The organism is Streptomyces sp. NPDC026377, from assembly GCF_055567715.1.
On the sequence record NZ_JBVHPV010000011.1, the window covers coordinates 145,823 to 170,795 of the forward strand.

A 24,973-nucleotide genomic window follows, 5' to 3' on the forward strand; every position below is an offset into this window, starting at 1 on the left:
AAAGCGGGGCAACTCCCGCCAGGTCGAGCGGCTCTTCCCGTCCGTGATGAGCCTGACCGGTACCCCCTTCCTGCTGACCGCCGTCCTCGTGGCGGTGGCGGCCCTGCTGCTGCCCCTGTTCCTGTGGAGCAGGATCGGCGGCCCGGCCGTGGTGCGAGGGGCCTCGCGGCTGCTCATGCTGGTGTTCGCCCAGTTCACCGCCGTCCTCGTGGTCTTCGTGATGGTCAACAACGCCAACGGGCTCTACGACAACTGGGACGACCTGCTCGGCACCGGCAACCACGTCAACGCGGCCCCCGACCTCGGCCCCGACGGCACCGGCGGCCAGAAGGCGGCGGCCGCGCCCAAGGTCAAGCAGGTCTTCAAGGAGTACAAGGGCAAGGTCGGCAACGGGGTCATGAAGACCACCCTCAAGGGCGCGATCTCCGGCGTCGAGGGCGATGTGGCGGTCTGGCTGCCGCCGCAGTACAACGACCCCGCGTACAAGGACAGGACGTTCCCCGTCGTCGAGCTGCTGCCCGGCTACCCGGGCTCCATCGGCGCCTGGTTCGGCTCGCTGCACACCCAGCGCCAGCTCACGCCGATGATGCGGCGCGGCGAGGTCGCGCCCTTCATCCTCGTCTCGCCGCGCACCACGCTCCTGGATGGACGCGACACCGGCTGCGCCAATGTGCCCGGCACCGTCAACGCCGACACCTGGATCAGCGTGGACGTACGGAAGATGATCACCGACAACTTCCGGGCGGCCACCGGACCCGAGGGCTGGGCCGTGGCGGGGTACTCGGCGGGCGGCCACTGCGCCGCCAGGCTCGCGCTCGCGCACCCGGACCGTTACCGCGCCGGCGTCGACCTCTCCGGCTACAACGACCCGGCCGCCGAGGGCGCCTCGATCACCGCGCGCGACCCGAAGCTGCGCCGCGAGTCCAACCCGCTGTGGATCCTCAAGAACGCCAAGACCCCGCCGCACACCTCGCTGTTCGTCTCCGGCGACCTCGGCGACGGCTACGACGACGGGCTGGCCCTGAAGAAGGCCGCCAAGGCGCCCACCACCGTCCACGTCGTCCGCCTCAACGGCGGCGGCCACCGCAGCAGCGTGTGGGAGCGCCAAGTGCCCGACGTCTTCCGCTGGCTGACCCGGGAGCTCGGTCAGGCCGGCCGGGTCGCCCCCGCGAACGGCATCTGATCGATCGGCGCGAGCCGCACCGGTGCCCCCGGGTGCGGCGCGTGGATCATCTGGCCGCCGCCGACGTAGAGCCCGACGTGGCTGATACCCGAGTAGAAGAAGACCAGGTCACCGGGGGCGAGGCTGGAACGGGAGACCCGGGCGCCCGAGCTGATCTGGGTGTACGTGGTCCGGGGCAGCGAGACACCCGCCGCGCTCCAGGCCGCCTGGGTCAGCCCCGAGCAGTCGAACGCGGACGGCCCGGTCGCGCCCCACACATAGGGCTTGCCGAGCGCGGTGTAGGCGTACGCGACGGCCGCCGCCGCCCGGCCGCTGGGCGCCGGAAGCCCGCCGGGGGCCGCGACGGGCGCGCCGGAGGTCGAGGAGCGGCTCGCGCGGCCGGGGGCGCCCGCGCCGGTCCGGGCGCCGTCCTCGCTCTCGTACGCCTGGCGCTCCTCGGCGGTGAGTCGCGCGAGCAGCGCCCGCGCCGAGTCGATCTTCGACCTGATGGTCTCCTTCTGGCGCCTGAGCTCGGCCTGCCGGCCACGCAGTTCGGCGAGGCGGCCGTCGGCGGCGGTGTGCAGCCGCTTCAGCTCGGCGAGCTGCCTGCGGACCCCGGCGACGGCGTTCGCCGTCCGGTCCCCGGCCCGCTCCTGGAGGGCCGCGTCGTCGAGGTAGCGCCGAGGGTCGGAGGAGAGCATCAGCTGGAGCGCGGGGGCGACGCCGCCGGTGCGGTACTGGGCGGTGGCGAGCGAGCCCAGCGCGTTGCGCGCGCTGCTAAGCTTCCCGGCCTTGCGGGCGGCCTCGTCCTGGAGCGCGGTGACGGCCCGCTGGGCCTCGTCCGCCTTCTCCTTGGCGCCGTTGTACGCCTCGGTGGCGACCTCGGCCTCCTGGTAGAGCTTGTCGACCTTGGCCTTGACCTGGGCCGGGGTCAGGCGGGGCTCGGCGTGTCCGGAGCCCTCGAAAGCGGTGGCGGTGGCGGCCCCGGCCAGGGCGAGGGTTGCCGCGGTGCGGGCGGCGGGGCCGGTGAGCGGATGCTGCCGGGGCTTTCGATGTGCAGCCACTAGGTGCCTTCACGTCCTTCCGTGCGCACCCGGCGACGGACCGCACAGGGGGAACGGCCCGCCGCCGGATCTCTCGGCCGGCGACCGCCGGCCGCCCCCCGAGGGAGCGGCGATGGGGAGTCGGTCGCCTGGGGGAGGACGCTAAACCTGGGCCACACTGGGGAGTGACGCAAAGCGGCGAAGTGTTCTCTTCCGGCGCTCATCCGACCGGATATGACCGGTACATCATCGGATGGGCCCGCTTCCCGGTGCCGCTGTGACCGAGGAGCCGGAGGGGGCCCACCTGCCCGCAACACCGTGCTACGGGCTGGCTAGGCTCGCGAACCATGGACGTACTCATCAATGTCTTCGTCGCCCTGCACATCATCGGCATCGCCTCCCTCCTGGGCGGTTTCCTGACCCAGATGAAGGCGATGGGCGTCGGGACCGCGCGCTTCGTGCCCGCGATGCTGCACGGCGCGCTGACGATGCTGGTCACGGGCGTGGCGCTGGTGGGCCTCAACCAGGCCGACGACAACTCCGTGAACACCGCCAAGATCGGCCTGAAGCTGGCGGTCCTGGTGGTGATCCTCGGCCTGGTCTATGTGAAGCGCGACGACGAGAAGGTGGAGAAGGCCCTGTTCGGCGCGGTGGGCGGGCTGACCGTGGCCAACATCTTCATCGCGACGCTCTGGACGTGAGCGCGGGCGTGCGCGAGGTGGCGCACCACGTCGCCCCCTACGCGGGGCGCACGCTCCCGTAGATCGGCATGTAGTAGATCGACTCCTCGCGCACGTACGCCCCCGGCTTCGGCGCGTGGATCATCATCCCGTTGCCGATGTACATCCCGACATGGCTGATGTCGTCGTAGAAGAAGACCAGGTCACCGGGGCGCAGATCGTCCGTGGCCACCCGGGTGCCGGTCTTGGCCTGGTCCCAGGTGGTGCGTGGCAGAGCCACCCCGGCGGCCTTCCAGGCGGCCTGGGTGAGCCCGGAGCAGTCGTACGAGGACGGCCCGGTCGCACCCCACACATACGGCTTGCCGATCTGGTCGCGGGCGAACGCGAGCGCCTGGGCGGCCTTGGTGGTCGTGGGGGAGGAGGGCGGCGGAGTACTGGACCCCGAACCCGACCCGGAACCCGCCGCCGAACCCGATCCCGTCCCCGTGCCGGAGCCCGTGCCCGGCGCCGTCGGCGGCTTCTTCGCGGCCTCGGCCGCTTCCGCCGCCTCCGCCGCCTTCCTGGCCGCCGCCTGGCGCGCGGCCAGCTCCGCCGCCTTCTTCCGCGCCTCCTCCCGCTTCTCCGCCTCCAGCTCCGCCAGCCGCGCCTTCTCCCGCGCGGTCAGCGTGCCCAGCAGGGTGCGCGCGGCGGCCAGCTTGGACTGCACGTCCTTCTTGCCCGCCCGCAGCGCCTCCTGCGAGGCGGTCAGCCGCTCCAGGCCACGGGCCGCCTCCGCGCGCCGGGCCGCGACGCCCGCCCGCTGGGTCTCGAAGTCCCGCAGCGCCCGCTCCTCGCGGCCGGTCAGCTGCTTCATCAGGTGGCTGCGGTCGAAGAAGGCCTGCGGGTCGTCCGCGAGCATCAGGGTCGCGGTCGAGGCCATGCCGCCGGTGCGGTACTGCTCGGCGGCGTAGGCGCCCAGGACCCGGCGGGTGTCGTTCAGCCGGGCGGTGCCCCGGGCGACCTGGTCGAGCATGCCGTCGACCTTGGCGCGCTGGACCTCGGTGGCCTCCTTGGCCCGGTTGTACGTCTCCGTGGCCGTGCCCGCCTGCCGGTAGAGGTCGTCGACCTTGCGCTGGACCTCCTCGACCGTCGGGCCCGGGCGGCCGGGCGCCGCGCCCGCGCTCTGGGCCAGCAGGCCCACCGAGGCGAGCGCGGCCGTGGTGATGCCGACGGCGGGTGCGGCCGGACGTACGCGGGTGCGCGGCTTGCGGTGGGAGGGCAAGGCCGACACCTCCTTACGGATCGTGCCGAGCGGGTGCGGTCCCCGGACGGGGGCGTTCCCGGTTGAGGCGGCACGCTAGCCAACTCGTGCGGCCGCTGGGAAGGTTGATGTCCGACAGGCCCGATACATTCCCGTGACCTTTACCCTCCGTAGTCGTTGGTTCGTCTCTGCGGAAGGCGGCAGCGGGGTGTCAGAGCGGGGTCCTAGACTCAAGAGACGATGAGCAGCCTCTTTGACGACAGCTTCCTGGCGGACCTCCACCCCTCCGAGGAGGAGCACCCGCCGCCGCCCGAGGACGGCCCGGTCCGCGAGGAGGTGCCGGACGACCTCTTCCAGGGCCGTTTCGACGCACCCCCGAGCCACGACGCGTACTACCGGGACGGCGCCCCGCGCCCGGTGGTCGACCCGGCGACCCTCCTGGAGGGGCTGAACGAGAACCAGCGCGCGGCCGTGGTCCACGCGGGCTCCCCGCTGCTCATCGTGGCCGGCGCGGGCTCCGGCAAGACCCGGGTGCTCACCCACCGCATCGCCCACCTGCTGGCCACCCGAGGCGTCCACCCCGGCCAGATCCTCGCGATCACCTTCACCAACAAGGCCGCGGGCGAGATGAAGGAGCGCGTCGAGCAGCTCGTCGGCCCGCGGGCGCACGCGATGTGGGTGATGACCTTCCACAGCGCCTGTGTGCGGATCCTGCGCCGCGAGTCCAAGAAGCTCGGCTTCACCTCGTCGTTCTCGATCTACGACGCGGCCGACTCCAAGCGGCTGATGGCGCTGGTCTGCCGCGACCTGGACCTCGATCCCAAGAAGTTCCCGCCGAAGTCCTTCAGCGCCAAGATCTCCAACCTGAAGAACGAGCTGATCGACGAGGAGACCTTCGCCGGCCAGGCCGTCGACGGCTTCGAGAAGACCCTGGCGCAGGCGTACGCGATGTACCAGGCGCGGCTGCGCGAGGCCAACGCGCTGGACTTCGACGACATCATCATGACGACGGTCCACCTGCTCCAGGCGTTCCCGGACGTCGCCGAGCACTACCGCCGCCGCTTCCGCCATGTGATGGTCGACGAGTACCAGGACACCAACCACGCGCAGTACACCCTGGTGCGCGAGCTGGTCGGCCCGGCCGGGAAGGACGAGGCGCCGGCCGAGCTGTGCGTCGTCGGCGACGCCGACCAGTCGATCTACGCCTTCCGCGGCGCCACGATCCGTAACATCCTCCAGTTCGAGGAGGACTATCCGGACGCGACGACGATCATGCTGGAGCAGAACTACCGCTCCACGCAGACGATCCTCTCCGCCGCCAACGCGGTCATCGAGCGCAACGAGAGCCGCCGCCCCAAGAACCTGTGGACGGACGCGGGCGCGGGCGCGCGCATCACCGGCTACGTGGCGGACACCGAGCACGACGAGGCGCAGTTCGTCGCCGACGAGATCGACCGGCTCACCGACGCGGGCGACGCCAAGGCCGGTGACGTGGCGATCTTCTACCGGACCAACGCCCAGTCCCGTGTTTTCGAGGAGATCTTCATCCGCGTCGGCCTGCCGTACAAGGTCGTCGGCGGAGTGCGCTTCTACGAGCGCAAGGAGGTCCGCGACGTCCTCGCCTATCTCCGCGTCCTCGCCAACCCCGAGGACGCGGTCCCGCTGCGCCGCATCCTGAACGTGCCCAAGCGCGGCATCGGGGACCGCGCCGAAGCCATGATCGACGCGCTCTCGCTGCGGGAGAAGATCACCTTCCCGCAGGCGCTGCGCCGCGTCGACGAGGCGTACGGAATGGCGGCCCGTTCCGCCAACGCCGTCAAGCGCTTCAACCAGCTCATGGACGACCTGCGCACGATCGTCGACTCGGGCGCGGGCCCGGCCGTCGTGCTGGAGGCGGTCCTGGAGCAGACCGGCTATCTGGCCGAGCTCCAGGCCTCCACCGACCCGCAGGACGAGACCCGCATCGAGAACCTCCAGGAACTCGCCGCCGTGGCCCTGGAGTTCGAGCAGGCGCGCGGCCAGGCGGAGGGGACCGACGGCGCGGAGGCGCCCACGCCCACCCTCGCCGAGTTCCTGGAGCAGGTCGCCCTCGTCGCCGACTCCGACCAGATCCCCGACGAGGACGAGGAGGGCTCCGGCGTCATCACGCTGATGACCCTGCACACCGCCAAGGGCCTGGAGTTCCCGGTGGTGTTCCTGACCGGCATGGAGGACGGCGTCTTCCCGCACATGCGCGCGCTGGGCCAGGTCAAGGAGCTGGAGGAGGAGCGCCGCCTGGCGTACGTGGGCATCACCCGCGCCCGCGAGCGGCTGTATCTGACGCGCTCCTCGATGCGCAGCGCCTGGGGCCAGCCCTCGTACAACCCGCCGTCCCGGTTCCTGGAGGAGATCCCCGGCCAGCACCTGGAGTGGAAGCGCACCGGACCGATGGCCGCCCCGGCGGGCCCGGTCTCGGGCAAGGGCCTCGGCGGGGGACCCTCCTCCTCGCGGGCGCGCTCGGGCCCCGCGGGCTTCGCGACCCGGCGCACCAGCGACAAGCCGGTGATCGCGCTGACCATCGGCGACCGCGTCACCCACGACCAGTTCGGTCTGGGCACGGTGGTGTCGGTGACCGGGTCCGGTTCGGACGCGCAGGCCACGATCGACTTCGGCGACGAGCGCCCCAAGAAGCTGCTGCTGCGCTACGCACCGGTGGAGAAGCTGTAGGGGCGCGCCCGCGCCCGCGTGGAGTGAGCGGGCTCGGCCTGAGCCTGGGTGGCCGGATGTGCCTAGGTCGGGTCGAGCCCGTGGCTGCGCAGCCACGGCAGCGGGTCCAGCGGTGACCCGCCACCGGGACGCACCTCGAAGTGCAGGTGCGGACCGGTGGAGTTGCCCGAGTTGCCCGAGTACGCGATGACGTCACCGGCCTTGACCGGCCCCGACCGCAGCTTGGTGCTGGACAGGTGGCAGTACCAGGTCTCGGTGCCGTCGGGGGCGGTCACTATGGCCATGTTCCCGTAGGCGCTGTTCCACTGCGTACGGATGGTGCCGTCCGTCGCGGCCATCACCGGTGTGCCGTACGAGACGGGGAAGTCGATGCCGGTGTGGACCGACATCCAGTTGACGCCCGCCTGTCCGTAGTAGGCGCTCAGTCCCCGCTGCTCGACCGGCAGCAGGAACTTGGGGCGCGCGGCCTCCTTGCGGGCGGCCGCCTCGGCCTTGCGCTGCTTCTCCGCGGCCTGGCGGGCCTTGAGGTCGATACGTTCCTGCGTGCGGCTGGCGCGGTCGGCGAAGTCACCCGCCTCCGCGCTGAGGTTGGCGAGCTGCGTGTCCAGCCTGCTGTTGGCGGCGACCGGCTTGACCGAGGACGGGTCGGAGGCGGTGACCGCGGTGTTCGCGTCCTTGCTCTCATCGCCGAGCCCGCTCACCGAGGCGGCCGCGACTCCGGCGACGCCCATCACGCACGCGGACGGCACCGCGACGGTCAGCAGCGCGGACCGCTTGGCCGGGCTGCGCCGGCGGCTGCGGTTGCCCGCGGGACGGCGCCCGGTTCCGGGCGCGGCGACCGCGACGAGCGGATCGGCCGCGTCATCGGCGCCCGGCTCCCCCTCGGCGGACGGCGTTTCGGGGAGGTCGGCGTCCAGGTCGGGCGCGGGGAACCGGTCGAGCGGGTCGGGCGCGGGGAACCGGTCGAGTGGGTCGAGCGCGGGGAACTGGGCGGTGCTCTCGGCCCGCGCCTCGCCCCGCTCGCTCTGGTAACCGCTCTCGTAGCGGCTCCCGTATTCGTCCGCGGAGCCCTGCTCGTGCGCTTGCTCGTGCGCCTGCTCATGCCCGGTGCCGGCCTGCGCGGGCGCGGTGCCGTGCCCGCCCATGCTCTCGACGCCGACGTTCCAGGCGGCCGTGTTGTACGTCCCGGTCTCTTCGTACCCGCCCGCCGCGTACCCCGCGCCGGGCACGGTCCACTGCCCGGTCGTGTCGTAGGCGGCGCCGTACGCGAACGCGGTGGTCTCGAACTGCCCGGTCTGCTGAGCCTGGTTCCAGGCGTTGGCGTCCCACTGCCCCGTGACGTCGGGCCCGGGCGTCTGCCCCGGGATCGTCCACTGGCCGGTGGTGTCGTACGAAGTCTGCTGCTGGTACTGCTGCGCGCCGTAGGCGTTCCACTGGCCCGTGTCGTACGTGCCGGTATGACCTGTGTCGTAACCGCCGGGGAGGGCACCGAAGAGCGGGTCGGTGTCGAGGGCGCCGGTGGCGTCCGCCGTGGAGTGGCCGTCGTACCCGGCGTACCCGGCGTGGGCGTGCTGGTCAGTCACCAACTTCTCTCTCGCCTCGGCAACAGGACCTGGGTCCGGAGGCCCTGGGGAGGGGCTCCCGGTGGGGGAAGCAGTGGCGCGACTGTACCCGGCGGTACGCGACAGCGACAATCTTCCGCAGGTTTTATTGGATGAGGAAACGGGCAATCGGTGCCTTTCGGCGGGCCGTGGGCAGAGGCTTGGTCTTGCGTTCGACGGTTGTTCGAGAATGCGGGGGCGCGGGAGGGGTACGGGACGCCGCCTCGTCGCGCGTGCGTCAGGCGACGGAGAACGCGCCGCGCGAACCCCCGTTGTTGTCGGTCACGGTCACGGGGTTGGTCTTGGTCTGAGGCCGAGTCCGCGTCTGAGTCTCCGTCCACGTCTTCAGCCCCGTTTCCGTTTCCGTCTCTGTTTCTGTCTCCGTTTCCTTCTCGGCCTCGGTCAGTGCCTGGCGTATCCCGGTCGCGACGGCCGGGTGGACCGGCAGCGCCAGATGCCCGATGCCCGACACCCGTACGTTCTGAACGATCAGGTCGGGGTGGTCGATACGGGCGGTCTCCACCGGGACCATCACCGTGTCGAGGTCGCTCCAGAAGCTGACGAACCGCGTCCGGCAGTCGGGCGCGGGCGCGCGCAACTCCTCGACGACATCGGAGCCGGGACACATCTGGCGGACGATCGGGTGCGCGCTGACGATGTGCGCGGAGCGGGTGCCGGAGTGCGGGGTGCCGAGCGTGACGAGCGTACGGACGTGCGCGTCGCCGCCGAGGCGCTGGACGTAGTAGCGGGCGATCAGCCCGCCGAGGCTGTGCCCGACGATGTCCACCTCGGGGTGCCCGGTGCGGGCGCGGATCTCCTCCACATGGCGGCCGAGCAGCTCGGCGGCGGTGCGGATGTCGCAGGTCAGCGGGGAGTAGTTGAGCGATTCGAGGTGGCGCCAGCCGTGCCGGGCCAGGGAGCGGCGCAGCAGGACGAAGACCGAGCGGTTGTCGATGAAGCCGTGCAGCAGCACGACGGGCGGCCGGGCGCGCCCGGCGGTGGGCAGCCGCGCGGCCCCTTCCGGGACCGCCGCCCTGCGCTCGGCCGCCATCCCGGAGGGGTAGAGGAGGAGATGGCCGGCGAGGACGGCGAGGTCGAGTGCGGTGGCGCGCAGCATCGCGGCGGAGACCCGGGCGAGGCATGGAAACAACGGCACGGACGGCCTCCCCAACGGCACGCCGGGAGGACAGCTCCGTCCCCCGTGTGCCCTCATGGGGCGCCCCCGTGAAAACGCGCTCCTCCAGAACGCCATGGGCCGGACCACCGTGCCGTGCGGCTGACGGCACGGCGGTCCGGCGTCTTCAGAGCGGCTCCCCTTGCGCCGGCCGCGACCGGTCACACCGCGGGGCGGCGGACCATCGGGTGCGGCGGCGCAGAACGAACATGTCCCACCGTGTGATTTCCCCCTCCCCGGCGTCCGCGAAACTGCGGGGTGCGCGATGCTGTAGATAACGTTCGTTCACTTCAGGTTGTTCACCTCGTGTGGAGGCAGTGATGGGTGTAACCGGTCCGATCCGCGTGGTGGTGGCCAAGCCGGGGCTCGACGGGCACGACCGGGGCGCCAAGGTCATCGCACGGGCGCTGCGCGACGCGGGCATGGAGGTCATCTACACCGGCCTGCACCAGACGCCCGAGCAGATCGTCGACACGGCGATCCAGGAGGACGCCGACGCGATCGGCCTCTCCATCCTCTCCGGCGCCCACAACACCCTGTTCGCCAAGGTCATCGAACTCCTGAAGGAGCGCGAGGCGGAGGACATCAAGGTCTTCGGCGGCGGGATCATCCCCGAGGCGGACATCGCTCCGCTGAAGTCCCTCGGCGTGGCCGAGATCTTCACGCCCGGGGCTACGACGACGTCGATCGTGGAGTGGGTGCGGGGGAATGTACGGGCGGGGGCCGGGGCGTAGGCGGTTCAGCCCCCACCCCGCCCCTCCCCGAAACCCCTCAGCCGGGGGGCTGGTGTTCCGTAGCGTGTGGGGGCCTTATTGGGGGCCCGGAGTTCGCCTGCGGGGCGGTGGCGGGCTGGTCGCGCGGTTCCCCGCGCCCCTTTCGGGGCGGGACTGCGTCTGCGGGCCGGTGGACGGCCGGCCGCGCAGTTCCCCGCGCGCCCCTGTCGGGTCCGGCCCGGTGTTTGTCTGCGGGGCGGTGGCGGGTTGGTCGCGCAGTTCCCCGCGCCCCTTTCGGGGCGGGACTTCGTCTGCGGGCCGGTGGACGGCCGGTCGCGCCGTTCCCCGCACGCCTTCAGGGCTTGGTGGTCGTCTGCGGGTGGGTCGGTGGGTGCTCGCGCCGTTCCTCGCGGCCCTTCAGGGCTTGGCTTTGACTGCGGGTTCTCTGTGGCTGAGCGCACAGTTCCGCGCGCCCCCAGGTGCTCAGGGGCGCGGGGAACTGCGCGACCAGCCACCCACGGTCCGCAGACGAAAGTGGGCCCGGGTCGCTGGGGGCCGGGGCCGCAGGTCCCGCTCCGGGGCCGGGGCGGGGCCCGGAGGCAGGAGCTGTCGGGGGACGGGGCGGATCAACCCCCCAGCTCCCCCAGCATCACCCCCCGCAACCCCAACGTCCCCACCAACCGCTGAAACGCCTCAGCCCAATACCCCCCCGCCCCCGGCGAAGCCCCCTCCTCCTCCGCCGGTACAGCCGTCAGCCCCTCCAGCCTCCCCGCCTCCGCAGGGTCGAGGCACCGCTCCGCCAGCCCCATCACCCCGCTGAAGCTCCACGGATAGCTGCCCGCGTCCCGCGCGATCTCCAGCGCGTCCACCACGGCCCGTCCCAGCCCCGCCGACCACGGCACCAGACACACCCCCAGCAGCTGGAACGCCTCCGACAGCCCGTGCGCGGCTATGAACGCGGCGACCCACTCCGCCCGTTCCTCCTCCGGCAGCGTCGACAGCAGCTTGGCCCGCTCGGCCAGCGACACCGTCCCCGCGTTCCCGCCCGGCGGGGAGGACGGGGTGCCCAGGAGCGCCCGCGCCCACTCCGCGTCCCCCTGCCGCACCGCCGCCCGGCACCACGCCGCGTGCAGCTCGTCCCCCCAGTCGTCGGCGACCGGCAGCGCCACGATCTCCCGCGCCGAACGCCCCCCGAGCCGCCCCGGCCAGCTCCCCAGCGGCGCGGCCTCCACCAACTGGCCGAGCCACCACGACCGTTCCCCCCGCCCGGTCGGCGGCTTGGGCGCCACCCCGTCCCGCTGCATCGCGGCATCGCACTCGTGCGGCGCCTCCACCGCTATCCGCGCCCCGCCCCCGTCCCCCGACCGGTCGAGCGCGACGCACGACGCCGCCCGCGCCGCCATCCGCCCGGCCAGCGCGGACGCGGGCAGCGCCGACAGCAGCTCGGCGGCCGTGGCCCGGACGTTGCGGCTGCGGTCGGCGAGCGCCTGCTCCAGGAACGGCTCGTCCTCCCCGGACAGCCCCGTCCGCAGCGAGTCGAGGAACATCAGCCGGTCCTCCGCCCGCTCGGCCGCCCATGTCCCGGCGAGCAACTCCCGCGCGGCGCCGGGCTCGTACGCCCGTACCGCCGCCAGCAGCGCCACCCGCTCGGCGAACAGCCCCTCCTCCCAGAGCCGGCGCACCGCCCCGGCGTCCGAGACGTCGGGCAGAGCCGCACTCCCCGGCCCGCCGCGCAGCGCGAACCGCCACTCCGGGTTCAGCCGGGCCAGCCACATCCCGCGCGGCCCGGCGAACGCGAGGGCCTGGGGCCGCAGGTCCGTACGCGCCCGGGCCGCGTCGAGCAGCGCGGGCAGCAGGTCCGGCGGCGCCCGGAACCCCCGCTCGGCCGCCGCGCCCAGCCACTGCGGCAGCAGCTCCGCCAGATCCGGCGCCGCCCCGCGCCGCCCCCCGGAGTGCGCCGACGCCGAACGGTCCGCCAGCAGTTGCCCCAGCCTCCGCCGCGCGGCCCGCGGCAGCGGCGGCCGGTCGTCCCGCGGCGCCTCCCCGGGCCGTACGGACGCAGGCGCGGGCAGCAGGCCCGCCCGGCGGCGGACGGTCTGCCGCGCGGCCTCGTCGAGCAGTGCGGCCGGCTCCCCGGCGGCGGGCCGCCGCTCGGTGCCGAGCAGCGCGGTGGTGACCAGCTCCTCCCAGGAACCGGCCCGCTCCCCGGCAGCAGCGGACATGGTGGCCTCCCCTCCCTGCATACGTGCGCCCTCCCCTCCTCGTACGTGACCTTGGACGTGACCCGGTCCGTGTTCCTGGACATGTTCCTGTCCGTGCCCCTGGGTCTGTCCCTGTACGTGACCCTGTGCGTGCCGCCCGACCGCCCTCACCTCAGCCGCACCGCCTCCGCCTCGCCCGGCGCCCACGCCGCCAGGGGCGCGAAGCCCCGGTGGCCGCACTCGCCGAACACCGTCACCGGGCCGCCGCCCGACAGCGCGACGAGCTTCCACAGCCCCGCCCGGTCGGCCGCCGCCGGAGCGACCGGCAGCGCCGACTCCCCGTCCGCGTCCGCGAGTTGCCACCCGTCGCCGCCCTCGCCCGGCGGCACCGGTATCGCCCCGCTCAGCGTCACCGGCCAGGCGTCCAGCCACGGGTCGTCCCGCAGCGCCCGTCCGTACCGCTCCAGCGCCTCGGCCGTGGTGCCGCCCGGCGGTGGTCCGGCCGCCGGGACCGGCGCCCCGAACCGCTCGCCCAGCGCGGCGCGCACCTGCCCGCCTCCCGGATACGGCGTGAGCTCGGCGTCGATCGCCAGGCCGACCGGCAGGGCGAGCTCGGGAGCCCGGCCCGCCGCGCCGAAGTCGAGCACCATCGCCGCCCGGCCCGACTCCCGGCCGTGCAGCCAGATCCGGCGGGTGGTCAGCTTGGCATCGGCCGTGTCGTACTGCGCCAGGACCTGCCACAGGTCCCGCACCGGCGGCCCCTGCGGCGGCGTCGGCACCCCGACCCGCGCACGGACCGTCGCGGCCAGCGGCTCGGGCAGCGCCTCACGGCCCACCCAGGCGCGGTCGAGCAGATGCAACAGCGCGCACTCCTCCAGGAGCCGCACCGGCCAGCCCGGCCCGGAGCCCGGTATCGCCCCCAACTCCCGCACCCGGCCGGCCAGTCCCGGCGCCTGGGCGTCGACCATACGGGCGGCCGTCTCCTCCCACAGGCCGTACCCCGGCCGCTCGGCGGCCGCCAGGCCGCCGCGCAGCAGGTCCTCAAGGCGCTGCTCCAGCTCGCCCGCCCCGGCCGTGACCCGCTCGGCGCGCTTCTCCGCGCGGCGCCGGGCCGCCTCGGGATCGGCCGTCCTCGCCTCGGCCGGCGCCGCCCCGCTCTCCTTCTTCTCCGCCCGCGCCCGTCTGCCGCGCAGCCACTCCTCGGCCCACCCGGGCACGTCCCCGTCCGCGACGGCCGGCACCGCCCGCTCGTCCGCCGCCCAGAGCAGCAGCAGTCCCAGCGCGTGCTTGCACGGAAACTTCCGGCTGGGGCAACTGCACTTGTATCCGAGCCCGCCCGTGTCGACCACCGTCTGATACGGCCTGCTGCCGCTGCCCTCGCACAGGCCCCATACGCTCACGTCGTCGCAGCCGCTCTCCGACCACGGCCCGGCCGTGCCCAGCCTGCTTCCCGCCTTGCGTGACGCGGCGTCAGGAGCCAGGGCCAGCACCTGATCCGCCGTCCAGCGCACCCCCTGCTGATTCATGGTTTCGAAGGTAGACGCCCCCACTGACAATCACCGCTGCCACCACGTTGACCTGCTCTTTCACTCGCGCCGAGGCCGATTGTCAGTGGCGTGGTGCACGGTGGAGTCACATCGGGTCGACTGATCTGGAGGGGGATCCATGACCGTGTCCGCAACCCATTCCGCGGGAGCCGCGAGCGGTGTCGAGGCGGCAGCCGCCGAGGCCCTGCGGCCGCACGCCGAGCACGCGTTCGCGGCGGAGCTCAAGGCACTGGCGGCCGCCGACGACCGGCCGAGGCCCGCCCGCTGGCAGCTCTCGCCGTGGGCCGTCGCCACCTATCTGCTCGGCGGCACCCTGCCCGACGGCACGGTGATCACGCCGAAGTACGTGGGCCCGCGCCGCATCGTCGAGGTCGCCGTCACCACCCTCGCCACCGACCGCGCGCTGCTGCTGCTCGGCGTCCCCGGCACCGCCAAGACGTGGGTGTCCGAACATCTCGCCGCCGCCGTCAGCGGCGACTCCACGCTGCTGGTGCAGGGCACGGCCGGCACCCCGGAGGAGGCGATCCGGTACGGGTGGAACTACGCGCAACTGCTCGCGCACGGCCCCAGCCGGGACGCCCTGGTGCCCAGCCCCATCATGCGGGCCATGGCCGAGGGGATGACGGCCCGGGTCGAGGAGCTGACCCGTATCCCGGCCGACGTGCAGGACACCCTGATCACGATCCTGTCGGAGAAGACCCTGCCCATCCCGGAGTTGGGCCAGGAGACGCAGGCGGTGCGCGGCTTCAACCTCATCGCCACGGCCAACGACCGGGACCGGGGCGTCAACGAGCTGTCGAGCGCGCTGCGCCGCCGCTTCAACACGGTGGTGCTGCCCCTTCCGGCGACCGCCGAGGAGGAGGTCGACATCGTCTCGCGCCGCGTCGACCAGCTCGGCCGCTCGCTGGACCTGCCCGCCGCCCCCGAGGGCATGGACGAGATCCGCCGTGTCGTCACCGTCTTCCGCGAGCTGCGCGACGGGGTGACGGGTGACGGCCGCACCAAGCTCAAGTCCCCCTCGGGGACGCTCTCCACGGCCGAGGCGATCTCGGTGGTGACCGGCGGGCTCGCGCTGGCCGCGCACTTCGGCGACGGCGTGCTGCGCTCCGGTGACGTGGCGGCGGGCATCCTCGGCGCGGTCGTCCGCGACCCGGCGGCGGACCGCGTCATCTGGCAGGAGTACCTGGAAACGGTGGTGCGCGAGCGCGACGGCTGGAAGGACTTCTACCGCGCCTGCCGGGAGGTGTCGGCATGACCGGCCTGCCCCCGGCGGCGCCCGGCGCGGCACCGCCGCCGGGCCCCTGGCTGCTCGGTGTGCGCCACCACGGCCCCGGCTCGGCGCGAGCGGTCCGGGCGGCCCTTGAGGCGGCGCGGCCCCGGGCCGTGCTGATCGAGGGCCCGCCCGAGGCCGACGGACTGCTCGCGCTCGCCGCCGACCCGGACATGCGGCCACCGGTCGCCCTGCTCGCGCATGTGGTGGACGATCCGCGCCGCGCCGCCTTCTGGCCGATGGCCGCGTTCTCACCGGAGTGGGTGGCCCTGCGCTGGGCCCTGGAGGAGGGCGCGGAGGTCCGCTTCATCGACCTCCCGGCGTCCCACTCGCTGGCCCTGGGCGAGACGGGCCCGGAGACGGAACCGCTCGACGCGACCGGCAGCGGGCCCGGGGCGGACGCGGGTCCGGAAGACGCCCCCGCCGAGCCCGCCCTGCGGATCGACCCGATCGGTGTGCTCGCCGGAACCGCCGGATACGACGACCCGGAAGCCTGGTGGGAGGACGTCGTGGAGCACCGCGACGGCACCCGGGCAGCCGACCCGTACGGCCCGTTCGCCGTTCTGGGCGAGGCGATGACGGCGCTGCGCGAGGCGTACGGGGACGGCGGTCACGCGCGCGACCTGGTGCGCGAGGCGTATATGCGTCAGCGACTGCGCGCCGCGCGGCGCGAGTTCGGCGACGAGGTCGCGGTGGTGTGCGGCGCCTGGCACGTGCCCGCGCTCGCCGCCCGCACCACCGTCGCCGCCGACCGGGCGCTGCTCAAGGGCCTGCCGAAGGTGAAGGCCGAGCTGACCTGGGTGCCCTGGACCCACCGCCGCCTCGCCCGGCACAGCGGCTACGGCGCGGGCATCGACTCGCCCGGCTGGTACGGGCATCTGTTCTCGGCCCCCGACCGGCCCGTAGAGCGCTGGATGACCAAGGTCGCCGGGCTGTTGCGCGAGGAGGACCGGCAGGTCTCGTCCGCGCACGTCATCGAGGCGGTGCGGCTCGCCGGGACCCTGGCCGCGATGCGCGGGCGCCCGCTGCCGGGCCTGACCGAGACGACCGACGCGGTGCGGGCGGTGATGTGCGAGGGCTCCGACGTGCCGCTCGCCCTCGTCCAGGACCGCCTCGTCGTCGGCGATGTGCTCGGCGAGGTCCCGGACGCCGCCCCGGCCGTTCCGCTCCAGCGCGACCTCACCCGCGCCCAGCGCACCCTGCGGCTCAAGCCGGAGGCGCTGGAGCGGGAGCTTGAGCTGGACCTGCGCAAGGAGACCGACGCCGCGCGCAGCCGGCTGCTGCACCGGCTGGGCCTCCTCGGCATCGGCTGGGGCGAGCAGTCGGTGTCCCGGGGCAGTACCGGCACGTTCCGGGAGAGCTGGCGGCTGCGCTGGGAGCCCGAGCTGTCGGTGCGGGTGGCCGAGGCCGGGGTGTGGGGCACCACGGTCCTGGCCGCCGCCACCGCCCGGGCCGAGGCGGAGGCCGCCGGGGCGACGGCGCTGGGGGAGATCACCGCGCTGGCCGAGCGGTGTCTGCTCGCCGAGCTCTCCGACGCGCTCCCGGTGGTGATGCGCGCGCTCGCCGACCGGGCCGCGCTGGACACCGACGTCGCCCACCTCGCCCAGGCGCTGCCCGCCCTGGCCCGGACACTGCGGTACGGAGACGTCCGGGGCACCGGGACGGCCGGGCTCGGGGAGGTCGCAGCCGGGCTCGCCGAGCGGATCTGCGTCGGACTGCCGCCCGCCTGCACCGGCCTGGACGCGGACGCCGCCACCGAGATGCGCCGCCGGATCGACGACGTCCACACCGCCATGGCCCTCCTCCCGCAGGCCCCCGGCGGGCCGGTCACGCTGCGGGACCGCTGGGCGTCGGTCCTGGCCCGGCTGGCCGGGCGCGACCCGGTGGCGGGGGAGATCCGGGGCCGCGCCGTGCGGCTGCTCCTGGACGACGGACGGCTTCAGGACACCGAGGTGGAGCGCCACATGGGCCTGGCGCTCTCCGTGGGGACCCCGCCCGGCGAGGCCGCCGCCTGGATCGAGGGATTCGTCGGGGGCGCGTCGGGCGGCGGAATGCTCCTCGTCCACGACGAGCGGCTGCTCGCCCTGGTCGACACCTGGCTGACCGGCGTCCCGGCCGACGCCTTCACGGACGTGCTGCCGCTGCTGCGCCGCACCTTCTCGGCGTACGAACCGGGCGTGCGCCGCACCCTCGGCGAGCTCGTCCGGCGCGGCCCCGGCGCCCCCGGCCCGGCAGCCGGTGCCACGGTCCCCGGCTTCGGGCCCGGGCTCGACCAGGAGCGCGCCGACGCCGTGGAGCCGCTGCTGCGGCTGCTCCTCGGCGGCGCCCACGCCCCCGGCACACACCCGCGGCAGTCCGACCGGGACCAGATGGCAGGAGCGGCGACGTGAGCACAGGCCGGGCGACAGACACCGCACACCCCGACACGGCCTCCGGCGAGCGGCTGCGCCGCTGGCGGATGGTGCTCGGCGGGGAGCAGGGTGCCGAGGGGACGGGCCACGCGCTCGCCGGGCGCGACGCCGCGATGGACGGCGCCCTCTCCGCGCTCTACGGCGCCTCCGGAGGCCAGGGCGCCTCCAAGGACCGGGGCGCGGGGCTCGGTGCCTCCGCCCCGAGCGTGGCCCGCTGGCTGGGCGACATCCGTACGTACTTCCCCAGCTCCGTCGTCCAGGTCATGCAGCGCGACGCCATCGACCGGCTCGGGCTCTCCGCGCTGCTCCTGGAGCCGGAGATGCTCCAGGCCGTCGAGGCGGACGTGCACCTGGTGGGCACGCTGCTCTCGCTCAACAAGGCGATGCCGGAGACCACCAGGGAGACGGCCCGCACGGTCGTCCGCAAGGTCGTCGAGGACCTGGAGAAGCGGCTCGCGACGCGGACGCGGGCGACGCTGACGGGCGCCCTGGACCGTTCGGCACGGATCAGCCGCCCCCGCCACCGGGACATCGACTGGGACCGCACCATCCGGGCGAACCTGAAGAACTACCTGCCCGAGTACGGCACGGTCGTCCCGGACCGCCTGATCGGTTACGGACGGGCCGCCCAGTCCGTCAAGAAGGACGTCATCCTCTGCATCGACCAGTCCGGCTCGATGGCCGCCTCCGTCGTCTACGCCTCGGTCTTCGGCGCCGTCCTCGCCTCCATGCGCGCGCTCGCCACCCGCCTCGTCGTCTTCGACACGGCCGTCGTCGACCTCACCGACCAGCTCGACGACCCGGTGGACGTGCTGTTCGGCACCCGGCTGGGCGGCGGCACCGACATCAACCGGGCCCTCGCCTACTGCCAGTCGCGGATCACCCGTCCCGCGGACACCGTCGTCGTACTGATCAGTGATCTTTACGAGGGAGGGATCCGCGACGAGATGCTCAAGCGGGTGGCCGCGATGAAGGCGTCCGGAGTGCAGTTCGTGGCCCTGCTCGCGCTCTCCGACGAAGGAGCCCCGGCCTACGACCACGAGCACGCGGCGGCCCTGGCGGCCCTGGGCGCGCCCGCCTTCGCCTGCACCCCCGACCTCTTCCCGGAGATCATGGCGGCGGCCGTCGAGAAGCGGGCCCTGCCGATACCTGACACGCTGTGAGCAGGTGATCTGTGACAGGTATCACCGCTCCGGTGTGATCTGCGATTTAGGGAGCTCGCTCTGGCGGGGATAACCTGCGAGACGGACATGCCGCGTACCCGGCCACCGTGTACGCCTCCCTCAGTGACAGCGCCGTCACGTTGCCCTTCGCGGCACGCCCACGCAGAAAACGAACCGCGAGACCACTGAAAAGGGACGGACGCGCGTGGACCTGTTCGAGTACCAGGCGAGGGACCTCTTCGCCAAGCACGGTGTACCGGTGCTGGCCGGTGAAGTGATCGACACGCCTGAGGCAGCCCGCGAGGCGACCGAGCGGCTGGGCGGCAAGTCCGTCGTCAAGGCGCAGGTGAAGGTGGGTGGCCGTGGCAAGGCCGGCGGCGTGAAGCTGGCGGCGACCCCGGACGAGGCCGTCGCCCGTGCGACGGACATCCTCGGCATGGACATCAAGGGCCACACGGTCCACAAGGTGATGATCGCCGAGACCGCTCCCGAGATCCTTGAGGAGTACTACGTCTCGTACCTCCTCGACCGCACCAACCGGACCTTCCTGGCCATGGCCTCGGTCCAGGGCGGCATGGACATCGAGGAGGTCGCGGAGAAGACCCCCGAGGCCCTCGCGAAGGTCCCGGTCGACTCCAACGAGGGTGTGACCATCGAGAAGGCCCGCGAGATCGTCGCCCAGGCGAAGTTCCCGGCCGAGGTCGCCGAGAAGGTCGCCGAGGTCATGGTGACCCTGTGGGAGACCTTCGTCGCCGAGGACGCGCTCCTCGTCGAGGTCAACCCGCTGGCCAAGGTCGCCTCCGGTGACATCCTCGCCCTCGACGGCAAGGTGTCCCTGGACGAGAACGCCGAGTTCCGCCAGCCGGAGCACGAGGCGCTGGAGGACAAGGCCGCGGCCAACCCCCTCGAGGCCGCTGCCAAGGCCAAGGGCCTCAACTACGTCAAGCTCGACGGCGAGGTCGGCATCATCGGCAACGGCGCCGGGCTCGTCATGAGCACCCTGGACGTCGTCGCGTACGCCGGTGAGAACCACGGCGGCGTGAAGCCGGCCAACTTCCTCGACATCGGCGGCGGCGCGTCCGCCCAGGTGATGGCGAATGGCCTGGAGATCATCCTCGGCGACGCGGACGTCAAGTCCGTGTTCGTCAACGTCTTCGGTGGCATCACCGCCTGCGACGAGGTCGCCAACGGCATCGTCCAGGCGCTGAAGCTCCTCGCCGACAAGGGCGAAGAGGTCACCAAGCCGCTGGTCGTGCGTCTCGACGGCAACAACGCGGAGCTGGGTCGCAAGATCCTGTCGGACGCGAACCACCCGCTGGTCCAGCGTGTGGACACCATGGACGGCGCGGCCGACAAGGCCGCCGAGCTCGCGGCCGCGAAGTAAGGGACGAGGGAAACCACAGCCATGGCTATCTTCCTCAACAAGGACAGCAAGGTCATCGTCCAGGGCATGACCGGTGCCACGGGCATGAAGCACACCAAGCTCATGCTCGCGGACGGCACCAACATCGTCGGCGGTGTGAACCCGCGCAAGGCCGGTACGTCCGTCGACATCGACGGCAACGAGATCCCGGTCTTCGGCACGGTCGCCGAGGCGATGGAGAAGACCGGCGCCAACGTGTCCGTCCTCTTCGTGCCGCCGGCGTTCGCCAAGGCCGCCGTGGTCGAGGCGATCGACGCCGAGATCCCGCTCGCCGTGGTGATCACCGAGGGCATCGCGGTCCACGACTCCGCCGCCTTCTGGGCGTACGCGAAGGCCAAGGGCAACAAGACCCGCATCATCGGCCCGAACTGCCCCGGTCTGATCACGCCGGGCCAGTCCAACGCCGGCATCATCCCGGGCGACATCACCAAGCCGGGCCGTATCGGCTTGGTGTCGAAGTCCGGCACGCTGACGTACCAGATGATGTACGAGCTCCGTGACATCGGCTTCTCGTCCGCCGTCGGCATCGGTGGCGACCCGGTCATCGGTACGACGCACATCGACGCGCTCGCCGCGTTCGAGGCCGACCCCGACACCGATCTGATCGTCATGATCGGTGAGATCGGCGGCGACGCCGAGGAGCGCGCGGCCGACTTCATCAAGGCCAACGTGACCAAGCCGGTCGTCGGCTACGTCGCGGGCTTCACCGCGCCCGAGGGCAAGACCATGGGCCACGCCGGCGCCATCGTCTCCGGCTCCTCCGGCACGGCCGCCGCCAAGAAGGAGGCCCTGGAGGCCGCGGGCGTCAAGGTCGGCAAGACGCCGACCGAGACGGCCAAGCTGGCGCGCGAGATCCTCGCCGGCTGACCTCCCGGTCACCCGTACGGCTGGTCCGTACGTCTGCACGCGCGTGGGCCCGTACCCCCTCGGAAATCACCGACAGGGGGTGCGGGCCCACGCGCGTTCGACGTCGCACGCGGGTTCAGTGCGCCGCGCGCGGGTCCGGTGCGTCGCGCGCCGGTCAGCGGACCTCCGGGACCAGCCGTTCGGGGCCGTGCACGGGCTCGTCGAGCAGCTTGCGGTGGAGCTCCACGTCCTCCTCGCCCTGCCGCTGCGGGCCGCTGTTGAGCGGTACGTTGCTGATGCGCTGGCCCGGGGAGACCGGCGGGATGTAGCGGGTGGGCGCGGTGGAGAGCGTGAAGGCGGTCGCGCCCACGATGACGGCGGTCAGGCTGACGGCGGCGCGCGTCCAGACCCGGATGCGGCGCTCACCACCCGTGCGTACGCGCCGGGGCCCGGGCAGCTTCACGACGCCGTGCGTCTGAGCGTGGACCAGGTCGCCGAGGCGCTGGCGCAGCAGCGCGGACAGTGCCTCTGGGGTCGCGGCCGCGGCGAGCTCCGGCACGCGGAAGGCGACGGCCTCGCGGGCGTGCAGCAGCCGGTTCGCGGCGGCCGGGGTGCTGGCCTGGGTCTCGGCGGCGGTCTCGGGCAGATCGAGGCCGAGGCCGTCGTAGAGCAGGAGGGTGCGGCGGTAGGCGGGCGGCAGTTCGAGGAACGAGCGCAGCAGCCTGCGGAGCCCGCGGTCGGCCGGGGGCCGGTCGGGGCGGCGGTGCGAGGGGCGGAACCGGTGCCAGGGGGAGAGAGCGTACTCGTGTGCGGCGGCCCGTACCCAGCCGCCCGGGTCCGGGTCGGTCGCGACCTCGGGCCAGTGCTGCCAGGCGAGGTGGAAGGCACGCTCGACGGCCTCCTTGGCCAGCCGCCGACGCCCGGTGAGCAGGTACGTCTGGTGGGCGAGCGGGGTGGCGAGGGCGGCATAGAGGGCGTCGAAGGCTTCGCCGGCGGTGTCGAAGAAGGGGTGGGGGTGGCCGGGGGGGCCGGGATCGGGGTCGGCGTCGGCGTCGGCGTCCGGGCCCGGGTCGGGGTCCGTCCCGATGTCCGCGCCAGGATCCGCGACTACGTCCGCGCCGGGACCCGCGACGACGTCCGTGCCGGGGCCCGCGCCTGCATCCGTCACACCCGTGCCGGGGCGGGGAGCCACGTCTGCGTTCGCGCCGACGTCCGTGCTGGTGCCGGGACCGACGCCCGCGCCGACACCCGTGCCGGGGCCGGGGCCGACGTCCGTGCCGGGGCCGCCGAGGCCGGGGGCCGCAGCCGCCGCCGTGCCGGAAGGGGCGGCCGGGGCTGCGGAGGCCGGGGCTCCCTTGAGCCGGCCTTCGGGGGCCGGGCCCTTGGACAGCGTGACCCGGGGCTTCCCGCCCGCGCGTTCGGCGGGGAGCGGGGCCTCGCCGGCCGGTGAGGGGAACGGCGCCGGGGCGGGGCCATGGGAATGGGCCGGATCGTGGGCCGGATCGTGGCGGACCGGGATCGGGGCCGAGGCCGGGGGCTTGGCGGCGCGCTTCGCGGCGGCACGGGGACGGCGGGTGCTGTGGCGTTTGAGGGACACCCCGGCTTTCCCCCGGACGGCCGGGGCGCCCGGCCCCGTACCGGTATCGGCACCGGGGTCGGCGCCACCCTGCGCGCCCTCACCCCGTGAGGAGGCGTCGGCGTGCGGCGCCGGGGCCCCGCCGGAGCCCGTGGCGGACCGTTCCTCCGGGGTCGGCAGGGGCGGCGACGACATGGCGGCACCGGTGTCGGACGTGCGCTCTGTCATGAAGGGCTCCCTGGACTCCCCGCGAAGGCCGAGACGGCCGTACCGCCCGCAGCCTTACCCCGAGCGGAAAAGTACATAAACGTATATTGGGCGACACGGCGGGCATTTTCCCGTTACGCGGATAAAGCGCGTGTCGTTGGCAGCATGGCGGCGTGACACAAGTGACCGATCGCGGCCTGATGGTGCCGACGGCCCAGGGCCGCTCGTCCGTGCTGGCCACCTGCGTGCTGCGCGGGGTGATGGCGGCGGGGCTGGGCCTGGGCGCGCTCTCCGTGCTGGTGACGGTGGTGTGGATCAGCTCGCCGTACCCCGACAGCGGGCCCGGCGGCGCGTTGCGCGCGGCCGCCTCGCTGTGGCTGCTCGCCCATGGGGCACAGCTCGTCAGACCGGACACGCTCAGCGGGGTGCCCGCGCCGGTGGGGATCGTGCCGCTGCTGCTGGTCGGGCTGCCGGTGTGGTTGGCGCACCGGGCGGCGCGGGACGTGCCGGCGTACGGGGACGAACAGGAGTACGCAGACGGGGCGGAGGAGGGCGACGAGTCGGTGGTGCTGCCGCCGCCCTGGACCGCCTTCGCGGCGGTGACCGGCGGATATCTGCTGGTGGGCGGGGCGGCGCTGCTGTACGCGTCCGACGGCCCGCTGCCCGCCGCGCCCTTCAGCGCCGTACTGCATCTGCTGCTGGTGGTGTCGGGGGCGGTGGCGGCCGGACTCTGGACCGCGTACGGCCGTCCGCGCGTTTCGCTGCCGCGCCGGGTGCCAGACGCGGTGGGGCGGGTGCTGGTGGGTCGTCATGTGCATACGGCTGTACGAGCCGGGTCGGCCGGGACCGCTGTGCTGCTGGCGGGCGGGGCGCTGCTCGCGGGGACGGCGCTGGTGTGGCACATCGGTACGGCCCAGGACACGTTCCTGCGGCTGGCGGAGGACTGGCCGGGGCGGCTGGCGGTGGTGCTGCTGGCGCTGGCGCTGCTGCCGAACGCGGCGGTGTGGGGGGCGGCGTACGGGCTGGGGCCTGGGTTCCTGCTCGGGGCGGGCGCGGTGGTGACACCGTTCGGGGTGACGGGGACACCGGCGGTGCCGCACTTCCCCCTGCTGAGCGCCCTGCCCGAGGAGCCGCGCGGCAGCTGGCTGACGTGGTCGGCGGCGGCGCTGCCGGTGCTGGGCGGGGTGGCGGTCGGCTGGTGGACGGCGCGGCGGGCGACGGGTGGGGAGGAGGCGTGGCGGCGCGGGGAGACGGCGCTGGCCGCGCTGTACGGGGCGGTGGTGTGCGGGGCTGCGTTCGCGCTCCTGTCCGCGCTCTCGGGTGGCCCGCTCGGTACGGCGCGGCTGGCGGTGCTGGGGCCGGTGTGGTGGCGCGCGGGCGGGGCGGCACTCGGGTGGACGGCGGGGGTGGGGGTGCCTGCGGCGCTGGTGATGCGGTGGTGGTGGGGAAGGGTGCCGGCGGAGCCGGAGGTGCCGGAGGCGGTGCCGTCCGCCGTTCCGGACGGGCTGCCCGTGCGGGCCGGGGTGTCGGGGGCGCGTGTTCCTGCGGAGCGGGACCGGGGGAGGGCGTGGTCGCGGGTCTTCCGGTGGCGGCGGTCTGCGGGCGGGGTGCGGTGGTGGGCGCGGCTGGTGTGGTGGCGGCGTCCGGGGGCCGGGGTCCGGGTCGGGGGCGAGGTGCTGGATCGCGGTGAGTACGAGCCGTACGACTTCCTGCCGACGGGGGCGGCGGGGTCGGGGGCGTGGCACGAGAGCGGGGCGCGGGAGGCGCGGTGGGCGGCGTTGCGGGAGGCGTCCGGGGGGTTGATGCCGGAGATCGCGGCGGGGGCGGTTGGGGGTGCGGGGGTGGCCCGGGCCGGGGGTGCGGGGGTGGCTGAGCCGGGTGTGGAGGCGGGTCCGGCCGGGGGTGCGGGTGTGGCTGAGCCGGATGTGGGTGCGGCCCCGGCCGGGGGTGCGGGGTGGGAGCCGCAGGGGGATGGAGGCTCGGGGGAGGGGTCCGGGCCGCACTAGCCAC

At 73.8% G+C, this 24,973-nt stretch carries 17 protein-coding genes; 10 read left to right on the forward strand and 7 right to left on the reverse strand.

Annotated features, from left to right (window positions below; all coding sequences use genetic code 11):
* Positions 1-46: 46 nt before the first annotated feature.
* Positions 47-1,183: an alpha/beta hydrolase gene (locus ACZ4MU_RS23105; RefSeq protein ID WP_467879590.1), complete on the forward strand. Its 1,137-nt coding sequence runs from the start codon at positions 47-49 to the stop codon at positions 1,181-1,183.
* Here ACZ4MU_RS23105 and ACZ4MU_RS23110 read toward each other — a convergent pair.
* Complete coding sequence (locus tag ACZ4MU_RS23110; RefSeq protein ID WP_467879592.1) at positions 1,147-2,226, reverse strand: C40 family peptidase; 1,080 nt, start codon at positions 2,224-2,226, stop codon at positions 1,147-1,149. The two genes, ACZ4MU_RS23105 and ACZ4MU_RS23110, sit on opposite strands and share 37 nt — an antisense overlap.
* 326 nt (positions 2,227-2,552) lie before the next feature.
* On the opposite strand from ACZ4MU_RS23110, the gene ACZ4MU_RS23115 reads away from it, so the two are divergent.
* Positions 2,553-2,906 (forward strand): hypothetical protein, encoded by a 354-nt coding sequence (locus ACZ4MU_RS23115; protein ID WP_467879595.1) that lies wholly within the window; start codon positions 2,553-2,555, stop codon positions 2,904-2,906.
* Positions 2,907-2,943: 37 nt separating this feature from the next.
* On the opposite strand, the gene ACZ4MU_RS23120 is transcribed toward ACZ4MU_RS23115, so the two are convergent.
* A complete protein-coding gene (locus ACZ4MU_RS23120; RefSeq protein ID WP_467879597.1) occupies positions 2,944-4,146 on the reverse strand; it encodes a C40 family peptidase in 1,203 nt (400 codons plus the stop codon).
* A 219-nt stretch (positions 4,147-4,365) separates the two neighbouring features.
* On the opposite strand from ACZ4MU_RS23120, the gene pcrA reads away from it, so the two are divergent.
* Positions 4,366-6,831 carry a DNA helicase PcrA gene (gene pcrA, locus ACZ4MU_RS23125; RefSeq protein ID WP_467879600.1) on the forward strand — a complete coding sequence of 822 codons (2,466 nt, stop codon included), beginning with the start codon at positions 4,366-4,368 and terminating at the stop codon, positions 6,829-6,831.
* A gap of 62 nt (positions 6,832-6,893) precedes the next feature.
* On the opposite strand, the gene ACZ4MU_RS23130 is transcribed toward pcrA, so the two are convergent.
* On the reverse strand, positions 6,894-8,414 hold the full coding sequence (locus ACZ4MU_RS23130; protein ID WP_467879603.1) for a M23 family metallopeptidase: 1,521 nt from the start codon (positions 8,412-8,414) through the stop codon (positions 6,894-6,896).
* 256 nt (positions 8,415-8,670) lie between these two features.
* Positions 8,671-9,645: an alpha/beta hydrolase gene (locus tag ACZ4MU_RS23135; protein ID WP_467879606.1), complete on the reverse strand. Its 975-nt coding sequence runs from the start codon at positions 9,643-9,645 to the stop codon at positions 8,671-8,673.
* 281 nt (positions 9,646-9,926) lie between these two features.
* Here ACZ4MU_RS23135 and ACZ4MU_RS23140 point away from each other — a divergent pair, with 281 nt between their 5' ends.
* Entirely contained in the window at positions 9,927-10,340 is a 414-nt protein-coding gene (locus ACZ4MU_RS23140) for a cobalamin B12-binding domain-containing protein (RefSeq protein WP_467879608.1), read from the forward strand.
* 605 nt (positions 10,341-10,945) lie between these two features.
* On the opposite strand, the gene ACZ4MU_RS23145 is transcribed toward ACZ4MU_RS23140, so the two are convergent.
* Together ACZ4MU_RS23145 and ACZ4MU_RS23150 are read right to left on the reverse strand one after the other, a co-directional pair.
* Positions 10,946-12,562 (reverse strand): DUF5691 domain-containing protein, encoded by a 1,617-nt coding sequence (locus ACZ4MU_RS23145; RefSeq protein ID WP_467879611.1) that lies wholly within the window; start codon positions 12,560-12,562, stop codon positions 10,946-10,948.
* Positions 12,563-12,687: 125 nt separating this feature from the next.
* Positions 12,688-14,046 carry an SWIM zinc finger family protein gene (locus ACZ4MU_RS23150; protein ID WP_467879613.1) on the reverse strand — a complete coding sequence of 453 codons (1,359 nt, stop codon included), beginning with the start codon at positions 14,044-14,046 and terminating at the stop codon, positions 12,688-12,690.
* A gap of 139 nt (positions 14,047-14,185) precedes the next feature.
* Here ACZ4MU_RS23150 and ACZ4MU_RS23155 point away from each other — a divergent pair, with 139 nt between their 5' ends.
* The 5 genes from ACZ4MU_RS23155 to sucD all read left to right on the forward strand — a co-directional run bounded on the left by ACZ4MU_RS23155 (position 14,186) and on the right by sucD (position 21,201).
* Positions 14,186-15,322: an ATP-binding protein gene (locus tag ACZ4MU_RS23155; protein WP_467879615.1), complete on the forward strand. Its 1,137-nt coding sequence runs from the start codon at positions 14,186-14,188 to the stop codon at positions 15,320-15,322.
* Entirely contained in the window at positions 15,319-17,727 is a 2,409-nt protein-coding gene (locus ACZ4MU_RS23160) for a DUF5682 family protein (RefSeq protein WP_467879617.1), read from the forward strand. Before ACZ4MU_RS23155 ends, ACZ4MU_RS23160 begins: the two co-directional genes overlap by 4 nt.
* Before the next feature lie 68 nt (positions 17,728-17,795).
* Positions 17,796-18,911 (forward strand): VWA domain-containing protein, encoded by a 1,116-nt coding sequence (locus ACZ4MU_RS23165; protein ID WP_467879849.1) that lies wholly within the window; start codon positions 17,796-17,798, stop codon positions 18,909-18,911.
* A gap of 205 nt (positions 18,912-19,116) precedes the next feature.
* Positions 19,117-20,295: an ADP-forming succinate--CoA ligase subunit beta gene (sucC, locus tag ACZ4MU_RS23170; RefSeq protein ID WP_467879620.1), complete on the forward strand. Its 1,179-nt coding sequence runs from the start codon at positions 19,117-19,119 to the stop codon at positions 20,293-20,295.
* A gap of 21 nt (positions 20,296-20,316) precedes the next feature.
* Entirely contained in the window at positions 20,317-21,201 is an 885-nt protein-coding gene (gene sucD, locus ACZ4MU_RS23175) for a succinate--CoA ligase subunit alpha (protein ID WP_382793164.1), read from the forward strand.
* A gap of 154 nt (positions 21,202-21,355) precedes the next feature.
* On the opposite strand, the gene ACZ4MU_RS23180 is transcribed toward sucD, so the two are convergent.
* Positions 21,356-22,984, reverse strand: a complete 1,629-nt coding sequence (locus ACZ4MU_RS23180) for a SigE family RNA polymerase sigma factor (RefSeq protein WP_467879623.1) — start codon at positions 22,982-22,984, stop codon at positions 21,356-21,358.
* A 152-nt stretch (positions 22,985-23,136) separates the two neighbouring features.
* Between ACZ4MU_RS23180 and ACZ4MU_RS23185 the strand changes: the two genes are divergently transcribed.
* On the forward strand, positions 23,137-24,969 hold the full coding sequence (locus ACZ4MU_RS23185) for a cell division protein PerM (protein WP_467879626.1): 1,833 nt from the start codon (positions 23,137-23,139) through the stop codon (positions 24,967-24,969).
* Positions 24,970-24,973: the final 4 nt, after the last annotated feature.

Coding starts and splice junctions, on each gene's coding strand:
- ACZ4MU_RS23105 (WP_467879590.1), top strand. CDS start 47: ATGAGCCTGACCGGTACCCCCTTCCTGCTGACCGCCGTCCTCGTGGCG.
- ACZ4MU_RS23115 (WP_467879595.1), top strand. CDS start 2,553: ATGGACGTACTCATCAATGTCTTCGTCGCCCTGCACATCATCGGCATC.
- pcrA (WP_467879600.1), top strand. CDS start 4,366: ATGAGCAGCCTCTTTGACGACAGCTTCCTGGCGGACCTCCACCCCTCC.
- ACZ4MU_RS23135 (WP_467879606.1), bottom strand. CDS start 9,645: ATGAGGGCACACGGGGGACGGAGCTGTCCTCCCGGCGTGCCGTTGGGG.
- ACZ4MU_RS23140 (WP_467879608.1), top strand. CDS start 9,927: ATGGGTGTAACCGGTCCGATCCGCGTGGTGGTGGCCAAGCCGGGGCTC.
- ACZ4MU_RS23145 (WP_467879611.1), bottom strand. CDS start 12,562: ATGCAGGGAGGGGAGGCCACCATGTCCGCTGCTGCCGGGGAGCGGGCC.
- ACZ4MU_RS23150 (WP_467879613.1), bottom strand. CDS start 14,046: ATGAATCAGCAGGGGGTGCGCTGGACGGCGGATCAGGTGCTGGCCCTG.
- ACZ4MU_RS23155 (WP_467879615.1), top strand. CDS start 14,186: ATGACCGTGTCCGCAACCCATTCCGCGGGAGCCGCGAGCGGTGTCGAG.
- ACZ4MU_RS23160 (WP_467879617.1), top strand. CDS start 15,319: ATGACCGGCCTGCCCCCGGCGGCGCCCGGCGCGGCACCGCCGCCGGGC.
- ACZ4MU_RS23165 (WP_467879849.1), top strand. CDS start 17,796: ATGGTGCTCGGCGGGGAGCAGGGTGCCGAGGGGACGGGCCACGCGCTC.
- sucD (WP_382793164.1), top strand. CDS start 20,317: ATGGCTATCTTCCTCAACAAGGACAGCAAGGTCATCGTCCAGGGCATG.
- ACZ4MU_RS23180 (WP_467879623.1), bottom strand. CDS start 22,984: ATGACAGAGCGCACGTCCGACACCGGTGCCGCCATGTCGTCGCCGCCC.